Origin of the sequence: Marisediminitalea lipolytica (genome assembly GCF_001758465.1) — a bacterium.
GTDB lineage: Bacteria > Pseudomonadota > Gammaproteobacteria > Enterobacterales > Alteromonadaceae > Alteromonas > Alteromonas lipolytica.
This window is the reverse complement of the sequence record NZ_MJIC01000016.1, coordinates 61,347-74,946: the sequence shown is the minus strand read 5'-3', so window position 1 is coordinate 74,946 and position 13,600 is coordinate 61,347. Positions and strand designations below refer to the sequence as shown.

Below are 13,600 nucleotides of genomic sequence, written 5' to 3'. Positions count from 1 at the left end.
ACGTGGACGGATAGAACAAACGCTATGAGTGATTACAAAGCCACATTGAATTTGCCGGAAACCGCTTTCCCGATGCGCGGGAACCTGGCACAACGCGAACCTCAGATGCTGAAAGACTGGGAAAAAGACGGCTTGTATCAGCAGATTCGCCAGGCAAAAGAAGGCAAAGCGCCTTTTGTACTGCATGACGGCCCTCCGTATGCCAATGGCAATATTCACATTGGTCACGCAGTTAACAAAATCCTCAAAGACATTATTGTTAAGTCCAAAACGCTGGCGGATTTTAACGCCCCATACGTGCCCGGCTGGGACTGTCACGGTCTGCCAATCGAACTGATGGTAGAAAAGAAAGTCGGCAAGCCTGGTAAAAAGGTCACTGCGGCAGAATTCCGTCAGAAATGCCGCGATTATGCGCAAAAGCAAATCAATGGCCAGATGACCGATTTTAAACGTCTTGGTGTGCTCGGCGAGTGGGATAAACCCTACAAGACCATGGACTTTGACTCAGAAGCCAACATTGTTCGTGCACTGGGTAAAATTATCGAAGCAGGGCATCTGGAAAAAGGCTTTAAACCGGTTCACTGGTGTACAGACTGTGGTTCAGCACTGGCAGAAGCCGAAGTAGAGTATAAAGACAAAACGTCGCCTGCTATCGATGTGAAATTTCCGTTGGCGGATGTAGACACCTTTGCTGGAGCATTCGGCGTAGACAGTGATGCGCTTACCGCGCACAAAGCCGGTGTAGTTATCTGGACCACCACTCCGTGGACCCTGCCTGCTAACCTGGCCGTCAGCTTGCACCCTGAACTGGAATACTCACTGGTAGAATATGGTGACGACGCCCAGTGGATCATGCTGGCCAGCGATTTAGTAGAAAGCTGCATGCAGCGTTACGGCGTGGAAAACTATAAAACGGTAGCCACCTGTTTAGGTCAGGCGCTGGACAAAGCCAAATTACACCATCCGTTTTTGGATAAAACCTCGCTGATCGTGTTGGGCGATCATGTTACTACCGATGCCGGTACCGGCTGTGTACATACCGCGCCAGCCCACGGTGTGGATGACTTTAACGTATGTAAACACTACGATATCGAAGTCTACAATCCGGTTGGTAACAATGGTGTGTATCTGGAAAACACCCCGATGTTTGCTGGTATGCACGTATTTAAAGCCAATCAGCCAATTATCGAAACCCTGGCTGAAAGCGGCAACCTGGTGCTGAATGTGAATTTTGAGCACAGCTACCCCCATTGCTGGCGTCACAAAACGCCAATTATTTTCCGCGCCACGCCGCAGTGGTTTATCAGTATGGATAAACTGGGCCTGCGCGAGCAGTCGCTGGAACAAATCCGTAAGACAGAGTGGATCCCTGAGTGGGGTGAAAACCGCATCACCAAGATGGTGGAAGGGCGTCCGGACTGGTGTATTTCCCGTCAGCGTACCTGGGGCGTGCCTATCCCGCTGTATATCCACAAGGTCAGTGGCGAACTGCACCCTGAATCAGCCAGTCTGATTGAAACGGTGGCCAGCGAAATCGAAAAAACCGGCATTCAGGCCTGGTGGGATATCGATGATGCTGCGCTGTTAGGCAGCGACGCAGACCAGTACGAAAAAGTCACTGATACGCTGGATGTTTGGTTTGACTCCGGTGTAACCCACTTCTTTGTGGTGGATTGTCGGGATGATATTCCGGCTAAAGCCGATTTATACCTGGAAGGTTCTGATCAGCACCGGGGCTGGTTTATGTCATCGCTGATGACCTCTACCGCCATGCACGGCCATGCGCCTTATCGTCAGGTGCTGACCCACGGCTTTACCGTTGACGCTCAGGGCAAGAAGATGTCCAAGTCTCTGGGTAACGTGGTAGCCCCACAGGAAGTGACCAATAAGCTGGGAGCAGATATTCTGCGTTTATGGGTAGCCTCAACCGATTACCGTGGTGAAATCGCCGTATCTGATGAAATCCTCAAACGTGCAGCCGATAACTATCGTCGCTTACGTAACACCGCGCGTTTCCTGCTGGCTAACCTGAACGGGTTTAATCCAGAGACCGACGCCGTTGCCGAAGACGACATGGTGGCATTGGATCGCTGGGTCGTGTCCCGCGCTAAACAGCTGCAGGCCGAGATCGTTGCTGACTACGAAAAGTACGATATGCTGGTGGTATCGCAAAAACTCGCTCATTTCTGCTCCATTGAATTGGGTAGTTTCTATCTGGATATCATTAAAGACCGCCAGTACACCGCCAAAGCCGACAGTGTGGCGCGTCGCTCGTGTCAGACCGCGCTGTATCATATCGTTGAGGCGTTAGTGCGCTGGATGGCGCCTATTACCAGCTTTACCGCACAGGAAATCTGGCAGGAACTGCCGGGCGAGCGCGCTAAGTACGTGTTTACCGAAACCTGGTATCAGGGTTTTAATGGCTTTGGTCAGGATGAAACCTTTAACGATGCCTACTGGAAACAGGTAATGGCCGTTAAGGATGCAGTAAACCAGGCCCTGGAACAGGCACGTAAAGCGCAACTACTGGGTGGTTCGCTGGAAGCGAATGTGACCTTATATGCCGATGATGCGCTGAAGTCGCAACTGGCTAAGCTTGGTGATGAACTGCGCTTCGTACTGATAACATCGGGCGTTACGGTGGCGGCACTGGCCGATAAATCCGACGACGCTACGGCGACCGAAGTGGAAGGGCTGTTTGTCAGCGTGGCGAAAAGTTCAGGTGAAAAATGCGTACGCTGCTGGCATGTGCTGGATGATGTGGGTACCCACAGTGAACATCCGGAACTATGTGGTCGCTGCGTAACTAACGTCGATGGCGACGGAGAAACGCGTCACTATGCTTAAGTTAATAAGCGAAAGCGGTCTGCGTTTTTTGTGGATTAGTGTGATCACCGTAATACTTGATCTGTGGAGCAAGTATGCGGTGATAGGCAGCATGGAATTGTATGAGTCTGTGCAGCTGGCACCGTTTTTCAATTTTACTTATGTGCATAATTACGGTGCCGCTTTTAGCTTTTTACATGATTCCGGTGGCTGGCAGCGGTGGTTTTTTACTGCTATTGCTGTTGCTGTTTGTGCCGTGATTTTATGGTGGCTGAAACAGACCCCCCGGCAGCAAAAGCTACTGCCTGTCGCGTTTAGTTTTATCCTGGGCGGTGCCGTTGGTAATGTGTACGACCGGATTGTGCACGGTTATGTCATCGATTTTCTGGATTTCTACGTAAATGACTGGCACTGGCCGGCATTTAATCTGGCTGACAGTGCCATTTTTATTGGTGCGGCCCTGCTGATTTGGGACATGCTAACCAGTAAGAATGAAGACACCTCAACCCAAGACGCAAATTAACAAATTAAGTCAGAGAGAGTTACCGTGAGCGAAGCATCAAAGGTCATCCGCGACAACAGTGAGGTCATTATGCATTTTGACCTGAAATTGTCTGACGGTTCAGCAGCCGACAGTACACGCGTTAATAAAAAGCCAGCCAAGCTGGTAATGGGCGATGGCAGCCTGACGCCTAATTTTGAAGCCTGTTTATTAGGTCTTACTGCGGGCGAGAAAAAGTCTTTCGAACTTGCTCCGGAAGATGCATTTGGTTTGCCTAACCCGGATAACATTCACCATATGGACCGAAGCCGTTTTAGTGCCGATATGGCGCTGGAAGAAGGCATGATCATGGCATTTTCGCAGCCTGATGGCAGTGAAGTGCCGGGTATTATTCGCAGCATAGCCGGCGATTCAGTTACCGTGGATTTCAATCATCCACTGGCCGGACAAACGGTGATCTTCGACGTTGAAATCATCGATGTCATCAACGCGTAAGGCTTAACGCCGAGGAATACTAAGCGATGCAAATACATTTAGCCAATCCCCGCGGTTTTTGTGCCGGGGTAGACCGGGCCATTACTATTGTAGAGCGGGCTCTGGAAATTTTTCAGCCGCCTATTTATGTTCGCCACGAAGTAGTGCACAACAAATTTGTGGTGGATGGCCTGAAAGAGCGTGGCGCTATTTTTGTTGATGAACTCAACGAGGTGCCGGATGATAACATCGTGATTTTTTCGGCGCATGGCGTGTCCCAGGCTGTTCGTCAGGAAGCCGAGCGGCGCGGTCTGAAAGTATTTGATGCGACCTGCCCACTGGTTACCAAGGTGCATCTGGAAGTGACCCGGGCGAGTCGTCGTGGCACTGAGTGTATTCTTATTGGCCATGCTGGTCACCCAGAGGTCGAAGGCACCATGGGTCAGTACGATAATCCTGAAGGCGGTATCTATCTGGTGGAATCCAGTGACGATGTGAAAACGCTGGAAGTGAAAAATCCGCAGGCCCTGTATTACTGCAGCCAGACCACATTGTCGGTAGACGATACTGCCGATGTCATTGATGCGCTGAGAGAGAAATTCCCGGCAATTGAAGGGCCGCGGAAGGACGATATCTGTTACGCCACACAAAATCGCCAGGATGCCGTGCGCGAACTGGCGCAGGATTGTGAAGTGCTGTTAGTGGTAGGGGCACAGAATAGTTCTAATTCCAATCGTCTTAGAGAGTTAGCGGCTAAAATGGGCGCTCAGGCCCACCTGATCGACGATGAAAACTGTATTCAGCGCGACTGGCTTAATGGTATCGAACACATTGGCGTAACCGCGGGCGCATCGGCGCCAGAAGTGCTGGTTAAACGGGTGATCCAGCGACTACTTGACTGGGGAGCGGTAAAAGCAACCGAACGCAGTGGCCGTGAAGAAAATATTGAGTTTGCGGTACCCAAAGAATTACGGGTTAAGCAAGTCAGTTAGTATCAGCATTGCTATCTAATGTAAAAACGCCGCGGGAAAGCTTCTCTGCGGCGTTTTTGTTTTTGCGGTATTACCAACATCCCGCCGGGGTGCGCGTTAAGGACTGATTCAGTGTCAGCGTTGTACAGCCGGTATCACTGGTCTGACTGTTTTTGGCTGTAGCAGTCAGCGTAAAGGTGGTTGCGCTAACATTGGAAACGGTAAACGTATAGAAATCTGAAGCCGGTATGGCGATATCATTAGCGCTGCCATAGGTTACGTTTTGTAATCTGTAATTTTCCTGGCTCATGTGCATTTGCATCAACGCAGTTTGTCCGTCACCCCGACGGGATTCCCTGACCTGGCTCTGATACGACGGCACGGCCACCGCCGCCAGTATGCCCATTATTACGATGGCAATCATCATTTCTATTAGTGTGAAACCCTGGTTTAACTTACATCGTTGCATCATGCTTTATACCCATTAATTGATTCGAATACTTACTGGTCTATTCTTTGTGACTAAAATATCATCAGACAACTGACACTGAGTACGGATAGTTATGCTATTAGTGTATAAGAAAATCCGGATTGTAACGTTGCAAATTTAATCACAAGGTATGTTATGCATTCATCCCGTTATCAACAGGGAATGTCGTTGATAGAAGTATTGATCGTGGTTGCCATCATCGGCGTTGTTGTTACGGTGACAGCACCCTCTGTATTAACAGTACAGCGCCAAATGGCAGTTAAGGGGGCCGTTGAAAACGTGTTTTTCCTGCTCCAGCTGGCCAGAAGCAGTGCTATCAGGCAAAGCAATGACATTCTTATTGACACAAATTTTGACACAATCTCCTGGTGCGTGGGCATTACCGACGCCGCAAACTGTGATTGCTCGCTAGCCAACAGTTGCACCGTCGATGGGCTTGAGCAGGTCGTCAGTTCAGCTGACTTTAATGGTATCAGCATGCAGAATGTTAACTTTGATAATGCCAATCAGGCCATTTTGGATGGCGTACGCGGTATGGCTCCTCAAGGCGCGGTGTCACTGGAGCTAACTGATGCCACTAACCACAATGTGCGAGTTAATATCTCTGCTACGGGACGGATATCAATGTGTAATGTCAGTGGTGATGTAGGGAGTTTTCCAGCGTGTTAAGTACTAAAAGACAGGCCGGCTACACACTGGTTGAGATTTTGATTGCCATGGTACTGGCCGTTGGCTCACTGGCTGCCGTCTCCTCACTGGTTGGCTATGGGATTGGCGTTAATGGCAACCTCATTAACAGTGCCCGACTCAATGAGGAACTGGGTAATGTTTACGCGTTGTTATTGAGCGACCTGCGGCGTACGGGATATTCGGGGGCGACGGTTCCCATGGTCACTGACCCGGATGCCAATCCATCGCCCTTCAATGGCTCTGTGGTGGTGAGCGAGTTTCCGGGGGAACAGATTAACAGCTGCATTTTATTCAGCTACGACCGCAACAATAACGGAGGGCTCGATACCCTGGTCCCGGACGAGCGTTATGGATACCGGCTTCGCGATGGTGCCGTGGAAATCCGCCGCAATGGCGCGGCCTGCGGCGATGTGGGCTGGGAAGATTTAACCGATGACGATGTGATTGACGTGACGGCCCTGACTTTTATCGTCAATCAGTCGGTGGACAATGGCATAACCACTACCGCTATTTCTGTCAGGTTGAATGGTGAATTAGCCAGTAATGATAGTTTTTCCCGCGAATATCAAACAGTAGTGGTAGTGAGGAATTATGACAGTTAATCCTGGTTTCTCTGCCCGACAACGCGGCGCGGTTATTCTGACTGCGGTGGTATTATTGCTAACCCTGGCAACGCTGGTGACCGTTTATACCGGGCGGGTGAAGTCTTTTGAGAATCAAATAATGCTGAATACGCAAAATCGGGTACTGGCATTTAATGCCGCCGAAGCCGGGCTGATGAAGGCATTAGGGATGCTGACGGAAAATCCCCGCTGGGATGGCGTTGCTTTTGCTGATGCGCTACCTAATTTGGGCAGCTATACCGTAAGCGGCGCGTGGCAGGTGATTACGCGAGAGTCCACCACCATGCGTTTGGTAACGTTGCAGTCTGCAGGCACTTCGCCGGATGGATTATCTACCGTTACCGTGCAGGAACAGGCACTGTTGTATTCGGTGATAGCTAACCCACCTGATGTCCCCCTGATTGTGGCGGGAGGATTGAATGTAGGCGGTAACTTTGAGGTAGTGGCTAATCCCAATGGTGGAGGCGAAGGTGTACCTTTGTCTATCTGGACCGATCTGGACGTGGATATGACCAATGGTAGCGGCACCACCTGCGGCTTGCAGGAATTTAATGACGGTAATTGCAGTAGCTCTCCTTACTCGGAAAAGGGCTTTCAGGATCTGGATATTCTGGATAACGATCCTGATTTTCCCGATGACTTACTGGAATACATATTTAATGTGCCGGAAGCTGAATGGGCTTCATTAAGGGCCGATGCCGATGAAGTGCTGAACTCCTGCGCGACACTGGGTCCCGGTAGTTTAGGACTTATCTGGGTAGATGGAACCTGCCATCTCAATGCGGGAACAATTGTTGGTAGCGCGGCGAATCCTGCGGTACTGATAGTTACCGATGGCGACCTGACCATGAATGGTGGGGCCGTAATCAATGGCATGGTGTTCTCTTTTCGTAAGCCGGGTAATCTGGCTGACTTTGAAATTAACATGATTGGTGGTGCCCGCGTCAACGGCGTCGTGGCCTCTAATCATCCGGTTGGTCAGGCAAACGGTACCTATAACTCGGTTTACGATACTGACGTGCTTGATCAGCTACAACAACACGATGCGCTTCAGCGCGTAGCCAGAGTCCCAGGCAGTTGGCGGGATTTCTAGGAGGTAATATGCAGGTTCGTGGTTTCTCACTCATTGAAGTGATGATTGCATCACTGATTATCATGATGGGCGTGTCGGGGTTTGTGACCTTGCAATCTGCCTATATGCGCAGCGATGCCCAGACTAATCTGCGTCAGGTTGCCTTGCAACTGGCCCAGGAAAAATTTGATGATCTGCGGCAGTTTGAAACGCTGGAAACCACCGCCGGTTTGATGGCATACAACGATATTGCTACCGATCTCGGCGGTAATATAGCGGCGGGACAGGTTAATATTGTTATTGGTTCAGATGGCAAGGCTTACGCATTTAACCGCACATGGACCGTTGCCGACGAATATTTTGCCGACACCAATGCTGACGGCGTTGAAGATACCTGGGTCGATGGCCCTACTTTTACTCTGCTGGGTTTTGCTCTCCCTGCTACACCGCCACAAAAACAGGTCACGGTCACCGTTGATTGGGTGGACGTCGATGGTAATGTCGTGGCGGTTAACCTGGATGGTAATTTTGCACCGGTAACTGCGGGACGCAGTTTTCAGGCTACCACCGAGACCGACAATGCCAAAGAGCAGCCAGAAGTGGCTTACACACCGGGTTTAGCGCCGGATGTTATCTCCTATGATCTGGGTAATAACGAAAGTGTGGAAACCAGTAAACCGGTACCGGATATTTCTAATCAGGGCGATAATAACGTAGTGCAGTTTGAAACCATTCGCTACGAAAGCAACGCTCAAATTAGTGAAAAACTGGAGCAGGAGGATTTTCTTACCGTCAACTGCAGTTGTAGACTTGCTGGTACCGGTACGGGCTACACCCCGGCAATGACAGTGCTTGATGGCAATGACATGAAAGTTAAGCCGGGACGTGAAGAATCCAAGGATGTCGGTATTGTGGCCACCAGCAAACAACCCGCGCTTTGTACTACCTGTTGTCGCGACCATCATGATACCGCTGCAATGGTTAACAACGAGGAGTATTACCGGGTCGAAGGCGGCTTACCCCATGGCCATTATGAATATCTGGGTAATGGTAATTTTAGTAAAGCAACCAGTATTGGCGACCCTTACACCGAAGCGTGTCGTTTTAAGCGAATTGATGGCCTATATCAGCTTTATCCTGACTGGCAGCTCATTGACATTATCGAGTTTGAAACCACTTACCTCAACACTGAGCCTGCTTTGGATAGCTACCGGGCTTACACCGAGGGGGTGATTGCCAGCAAAATTAATCAGTCGCCTGCGCCGGCAAAACCTGCTGACCGCGATATTCTGGTGCCTCCCGGTGGTTATCAGCTGATTGCCCGGGGCATCTATCTGGATCGAATGACAACAGATCATCTCAACGCTGTTAAGGCAAAACTGGCAACAAATGATCCGGAATGGAAGGGAATTGTGCCATTTTACGATGTCAATCTTACCTTGTTGTCTGACTGGCGCTCTGATAATACATCGGTGGCAACCATTACCAATGAACCCATTCAGACTATTATCGACCCGGCTAATAATTACTATGGCACTTATAGCCGGGGGCGGGCAGAGGCACTTATGGATGGTAGTGCAGATATCGAAGTGGCTGCCTTTGCATATAACGCGGGTATTACCGGCACCGCACCGGTTTCACCTTACGAATACAACCAGTTATTTACCGATGACTCCCTTGAGGTAACCGTAGACAGTAAATCAAGTGCAGAAAAATTCTTTGGCCTGATAGGTAATATCAGCTGCCTTATCACCACAGCAAACGTGACTAAGAGTTGTGAAACAAATAACACCAATAAAGCGGAATTTGTTGACTTAACAGCGTTACAAATTTTTGTTTCGCCAAATCAGTTTGTCTGTCCGGTAACGATCCCCAAAGGAAAATCAACCCCATTCTTCAGCTGCGTAAATGTATCTGAAAATTGGTTGGGTACAATTAAGTTCCAAATCAGCAAAGCAGGTTATGGGGTAACCATTAAGATTCAGCAGCCGGATAACTCTGTAGTTAATACTGACACGATTACGCTAACCCAGGGGTTAACTGCTACATCAAATCAGGAATATAACCTTATCCTGGAGTTTTATCAGTAAAGAGTCAGCAAGCTTTATAAGGATGTACTGGCGGTGTCAGCGTACAGATTCTGACTCTGCCAGTGTTACTGACAATCACCTTAAAATCCTGCGAACTGTTGGTAAACGTTAGTGAACCGGCATAGCCAACAGCAAAGCCCCGGTGACCAGAGAATCGTGTCTGCTGGTTATTGGCGAAGGTCAGGGCGTTGAGTTCAGTAAAACGAAACTGTTGGTAGGACACGACCGACTCTAAACCGTTTACCAGGCAGCTGTTAGCCTGCTGGCAGTTGCAATCCATTTGGTCGGTCATGCCAATGCACCACATGGAGCCGGGAGAGAAATCCACTGTAATTGGTTGCTGCCGGGTAATTGCCTGATGCCGGGCTTGTTGCAACTGAAAATACACTGCCTGCAATGCCCCGCGCAGATAAAATGAGGCCAGCAACGACTGAAAATTGCTCAGGCTCTGACTTGCCAGTAACGTCAGTATGGCGATAGCCGACAATAACTGAACCAATGAAAATCCGTAATGGTCCCGCATAGCAGCTCCTCGAATGTCCTGTGGGCACAGGTTGCTACAGTACCCTTATTGCTTTTATCTGTGAGCTGAACACAAGGCGGTTTTTCGGGCTGTTATTTAATTGGATACCTTTAACATCTATTAAGTAACTATTTTTACAATAATTTTCTAACGTATGCGGTACCATAGACAGCCATTTTAGGAGCTGTTTATGGTAGTACAGACTCGTCACAATGTGTTCAGACAATCCGGTGTTGGGATGGTGGAAATCCTCGTCAGCCTTTTTATTCTGACGGTAGGATTACTGGGCGTGGCTTCCTTACAATTTACCGGTACCTTTAACAATGTCCAGGCTGCCAGTCGCAGCCATGCCGAGCTGGTGGCCCGTCAGTTGACTGAGCAACTGGTTAGTGGCGTCCGACCTGCGCAAGCTGCGAACGGTTGGGAAGTGGACGATGCCTTCTTAAACCAGAATAACTTCAATTTTAGTACCTTGAGTTGTCAGGGGAGTAACTTATATCAGTGTTATTGCCTGACCTTGCCGGGAGCGATCCCTAACTGTAATGACAATGACTGTTCGGCGGCCGAAATGGCGCAATTCAGTGGCTGGTAGGCCAGTTGTCAGGCGGTGGGCAGCAATCCGAATATGCGGATATCGGTCAGTTGTGATGATCGCGACAATACCGATGCTAAAGCCTGCTCAGCAGGGTCGATTATCAGCATCGCAGTGAGCTGGCCAGAAAAACAAAACACAGCGCAAGGGCAAGTAAATGATGCTCGTTGTGCCTTTAATGCCGACCCTAACCGGGCCTGCGTGGTTAAAGAGGTCACCTTGTGAAATCGCAGGGCGGTTTTTCTTTAATTGAGATGATGATCAGTATGTTGTTGGGACTGATCATCACTACCGGCGTGATCCAGGTTTTTGTTAGTACCCGTTCGACCAATTCGCTTAATCAGGCCATTTCAGAAGTCCAGGAATACGGGCGTTACATCACCTTAAGATTACAGGACGAACTACGGGAAGTCGGCCGCTATGAGCAAACGCTGGGCAATATAGATAACTCGGTGGATTTGGTTACTGAGTCGAGTTTTGTACTGCGTCAGCCGGTGGCTCTGGCTGCGGATTACGCCGTCATGGGCGCGTTGGGAAGTCTTGAAGGCGTTGGCAACGCCAGTGACGAACTGGTGGTAAATTTACTGGCTGAGCAAGACTGTAGCGGCAACCGGTTTGGTTTAGCTGCCCCTATGCAATTGCACATCGTTAATCACTTTTTTGTCGAGGATGGCCAGCTTAAGTGTCAGGGCTACAGTGGCCGCTACCTGCGCGGATTAACCGGCAACTTCATACCCAGTGATGAGGTGGTGCTGTTGGATGGTGTTCAGAGCATGCAGATTGAATATGGCTTGTCCGGGGATATTACTGAAAACGATGGGCGGGTAATTCGCTACGTTGATGGCAGCCATTTAAGCAATGCCCGGCTGGCGAATATGCAGGTGGTTGCCATTCGTCTGGCACTGCTGGTGCAAAGTCCGCCCATTAAATTGCAGAACCTCGCCAATGAAAAAGTGACTTTATTGTCTGAAGCGCCGCTGACTTTAGATAAAAATCACTACTATCAGGTGTTTAATGTCGCAGTAGCGCTGCGTAACAGTATTAATTATGTTGGGAGTGCAGCGTTATGAAATGTGCTCAACAAGGGATGGTATTAGTGTTTGCTATGGTCCTACTGCTTTGTGTCACGCTGTTAGGCGTGGCAGCCGCGAGCAGCACCAGTGCCTGTGCGCCGCCAGCGGGAAACAGTCGTGCTTATCTGGTTAACCTGATTGACGGCAATGCGGCGGGTGATTTGAATGGCGATGGTGAACTCAGCGATGAAGACCGCTTTGCCACACTGACCCAAACAGGCATTGCCCCGGATACAAAAATTTTGATAGAAGATGCTACTAACCCTACTATTTGCCTGGGCGAGGAGTGTGTATCTGCCGTCGTGCCGGTCGATGAAAATGGTAATGAGCAACCTTGTACCTCAGAATTTGAATGTTTAAGTCAAAATATCTTTGGCCGTTATCAGCGGGTAATTCGCGGTAGTTGGTCAACCGAAGTGGAGCTGTAAAAGTAATGGCAAAGCAAGCAGGCTTTACCCTCATTGAATTAATGATAGCCGTGGCGATAGTGGGCATTATTGCCGCGGTGGGCTTTCCTTCTTATCAGTCAGTTATGAAAAGTTCTAATCGTAGTACCGCGCAGGCCGATTTGATGAGTTTTGCCTCGGCGATGGAGCGGCATTATGCCACTACCTTCAGCTATGCCGGGGCAGCATCAAACGGTACTGACACAGGTACACCGGAAATTTTCAGCGGCCATTCGCCGTCTACCGAACTGGCAGCCAACAAAAAATACACCCTTACTATCCATGCGGTGGGAAATAATGGCAATAGCTATGAATTACGGGCGGTGCCAGTAAGCAGTTCGGTGCAGGCGGGGGATGGAACCTTGTCTATTTTTAGTGACGGGCGAAAAGCCTGGGATAAAAATGCCGATGGGTCGATAGCCGCGAATGAATATTGCTGGGCGTGCTAGGCCAGCTTAGCCATACAAAAATACGTTAGCTGCAAGCTAGAGCACTTTGCAGATGATTTTCGTTAATGCCATCGTTGTTGTAGTCCTGGGCGATGGCAATTTTTCCATAGCCGTTAATGATTAAGCCAACGGCTTTGTCGGCACTGCCGGTATCGTCACACAAGCTTATCGTGGTTGTCACACTGGCGCCGCCACGGGCGTCAAACACAATGGCCTGGCCAGGGGCCTGGATACTAACTGAATGATGCAAAGGCTCAGTGGCACCCAGCAGAGCCTCATTATTATCATGCTCACTGTTGCCATTAATATCGTAAAAAGCCATGGTTGGATGAGTCCAGTTGCTGACACAATTCGTATAATTCAGGGTGGGGCATAGGATGACTTCGGTTCGTTCTTCCATTGCCTTAAAGCGAGCCAGTCTGGCCAGTGCACTCAGCTCATTAATTTCTTTTGCAAGTAACGAGTGATTGATAAACCCCCGGGCTCCGGGAACGACGACACCAATAACGATACTCATGATGGCAACGGTGATCATAAGTTCAACCAGTGTGTAACCTGAATGTCGCATAAGTCTTTATCTTACAATGAAAAAATTATGTAGCTGAAGGGGAGTGTAACCCAGTGCCCAGCGATTTGTTTATGAAAAATCACACGCTGGTATTGTGTTTAGGCATGACAAAAATAAAGCTGCTTTTTAACAACCAGTGAATGGCTGCTGACAAGGTGGCGTATTTTAACGTAGACTGTATACAGGTTATAAATAAACTCTGGATTATCTA

The 13,600-nt window shown here is 49.3% G+C and carries 15 protein-coding genes and 1 pseudogene; 13 read left to right on the top strand and 3 right to left on the bottom strand.

Annotated features, from left to right (window positions below):
• The first annotated feature begins 24 nt into the window (after nucleotides 1–24).
• The 4 genes from ileS to ispH are packed head-to-tail and all read left to right on the top strand — an operon-like array spanning nucleotide 25 to nucleotide 4,794.
• Nucleotides 25–2,847 (top strand): isoleucine--tRNA ligase, encoded by a 2,823-nt coding sequence (ileS, locus tag BFC17_RS18800; protein WP_070178063.1) that lies wholly within the window; start codon nucleotides 25–27, stop codon nucleotides 2,845–2,847.
• Nucleotides 2,840–3,349, top strand: a complete 510-nt coding sequence (gene lspA, locus BFC17_RS18795) for a signal peptidase II (RefSeq protein WP_070178062.1) — start codon at nucleotides 2,840–2,842, stop codon at nucleotides 3,347–3,349. Before ileS ends, lspA begins: the two co-directional genes overlap by 8 nt.
• A gap of 24 nt (nucleotides 3,350–3,373) precedes the next feature.
• Nucleotides 3,374–3,823, top strand: coding sequence for an FKBP-type peptidyl-prolyl cis-trans isomerase (fkpB, locus tag BFC17_RS18790; RefSeq protein ID WP_070178061.1), 450 nt, complete (start codon nucleotides 3,374–3,376; stop codon nucleotides 3,821–3,823).
• A gap of 26 nt (nucleotides 3,824–3,849) precedes the next feature.
• Nucleotides 3,850–4,794, top strand: a complete 945-nt coding sequence (ispH, locus tag BFC17_RS18785; RefSeq protein WP_070178060.1) for a 4-hydroxy-3-methylbut-2-enyl diphosphate reductase — start codon at nucleotides 3,850–3,852, stop codon at nucleotides 4,792–4,794.
• Nucleotides 4,795–4,864: 70 nt separating this feature from the next.
• Here ispH and BFC17_RS18780 read toward each other — a convergent pair whose 3' ends face one another.
• Nucleotides 4,865–5,245 (bottom strand): type IV pilin protein, encoded by a 381-nt coding sequence (locus tag BFC17_RS18780; RefSeq protein WP_070178059.1) that lies wholly within the window; start codon nucleotides 5,243–5,245, stop codon nucleotides 4,865–4,867.
• Nucleotides 5,246–5,398: 153 nt separating this feature from the next.
• Between BFC17_RS18780 and BFC17_RS18775 the strand changes: the two genes are divergently transcribed.
• Genes BFC17_RS18775 through BFC17_RS18760 form a run of 4 tightly spaced genes read left to right on the top strand, consistent with a single transcriptional unit; the run spans nucleotide 5,399 to nucleotide 9,738 of the window.
• The gene (locus BFC17_RS18775) at nucleotides 5,399–5,932 is read left to right on the top strand and encodes a GspH/FimT family pseudopilin (RefSeq protein WP_083271852.1); all 534 of its coding nucleotides are present in this window, start codon (nucleotides 5,399–5,401) and stop codon (nucleotides 5,930–5,932) included.
• Nucleotides 5,926–6,555, top strand: coding sequence for a prepilin-type N-terminal cleavage/methylation domain-containing protein (locus BFC17_RS18770; RefSeq protein ID WP_083271851.1), 630 nt, complete (start codon nucleotides 5,926–5,928; stop codon nucleotides 6,553–6,555). The genes BFC17_RS18775 and BFC17_RS18770 overlap by 7 nt, the downstream gene beginning before the upstream one ends.
• Entirely contained in the window at nucleotides 6,545–7,669 is a 1,125-nt protein-coding gene (locus BFC17_RS18765) for a PilX N-terminal domain-containing pilus assembly protein (RefSeq protein ID WP_083271850.1), read from the top strand. The genes BFC17_RS18770 and BFC17_RS18765 overlap by 11 nt, the downstream gene beginning before the upstream one ends.
• A gap of 8 nt (nucleotides 7,670–7,677) precedes the next feature.
• The gene (locus BFC17_RS18760; RefSeq protein WP_070178057.1) at nucleotides 7,678–9,738 is read left to right on the top strand and encodes a prepilin-type N-terminal cleavage/methylation domain-containing protein; all 2,061 of its coding nucleotides are present in this window, start codon (nucleotides 7,678–7,680) and stop codon (nucleotides 9,736–9,738) included.
• 4 nt (nucleotides 9,739–9,742) lie between these two features.
• Here the strand turns inward: BFC17_RS18760 and BFC17_RS18755 are convergent, their stop codons facing one another.
• Nucleotides 9,743–10,261, bottom strand: a complete 519-nt coding sequence (locus BFC17_RS18755) for a GspH/FimT family pseudopilin (protein ID WP_083271849.1) — start codon at nucleotides 10,259–10,261, stop codon at nucleotides 9,743–9,745.
• A gap of 190 nt (nucleotides 10,262–10,451) precedes the next feature.
• On the opposite strand from BFC17_RS18755, the gene BFC17_RS22345 reads away from it, so the two are divergent.
• The 5 genes and pseudogenes from BFC17_RS22345 to BFC17_RS18735 all read left to right on the top strand — a co-directional run bounded on the left by BFC17_RS22345 (nucleotide 10,452) and on the right by BFC17_RS18735 (nucleotide 12,821).
• A complete protein-coding gene (locus BFC17_RS22345) occupies nucleotides 10,452–10,853 on the top strand; it encodes a type IV pilus modification PilV family protein (protein WP_139142143.1) in 402 nt (133 codons plus the stop codon).
• Between the two features lie 33 nt (nucleotides 10,854–10,886).
• The gene (locus BFC17_RS22340; RefSeq protein ID WP_083271847.1) at nucleotides 10,887–11,078 is read left to right on the top strand and encodes a hypothetical protein; all 192 of its coding nucleotides are present in this window, start codon (nucleotides 10,887–10,889) and stop codon (nucleotides 11,076–11,078) included.
• Nucleotides 11,075–11,923: a PilW family protein gene (locus tag BFC17_RS18745; RefSeq protein WP_083271846.1), complete on the top strand. Its 849-nt coding sequence runs from the start codon at nucleotides 11,075–11,077 to the stop codon at nucleotides 11,921–11,923. Before BFC17_RS22340 ends, BFC17_RS18745 begins: the two co-directional genes overlap by 4 nt.
• A gap of 68 nt (nucleotides 11,924–11,991) precedes the next feature.
• Nucleotides 11,992–12,354, top strand: a pseudogene (locus tag BFC17_RS18740) (hypothetical protein); the annotation flags it as partial.
• 5 nt (nucleotides 12,355–12,359) lie between these two features.
• A complete protein-coding gene (locus BFC17_RS18735) occupies nucleotides 12,360–12,821 on the top strand; it encodes a type IV pilin protein (RefSeq protein WP_070178055.1) in 462 nt (153 codons plus the stop codon).
• A 25-nt stretch (nucleotides 12,822–12,846) separates the two neighbouring features.
• Here the strand turns inward: BFC17_RS18735 and BFC17_RS18730 are convergent, their stop codons facing one another.
• Nucleotides 12,847–13,389 carry a GspH/FimT family pseudopilin gene (locus BFC17_RS18730; protein WP_070178054.1) on the bottom strand — a complete coding sequence of 181 codons (543 nt, stop codon included), beginning with the start codon at nucleotides 13,387–13,389 and terminating at the stop codon, nucleotides 12,847–12,849.
• Between the last annotated feature and the right edge of the window lie 211 nt (nucleotides 13,390–13,600).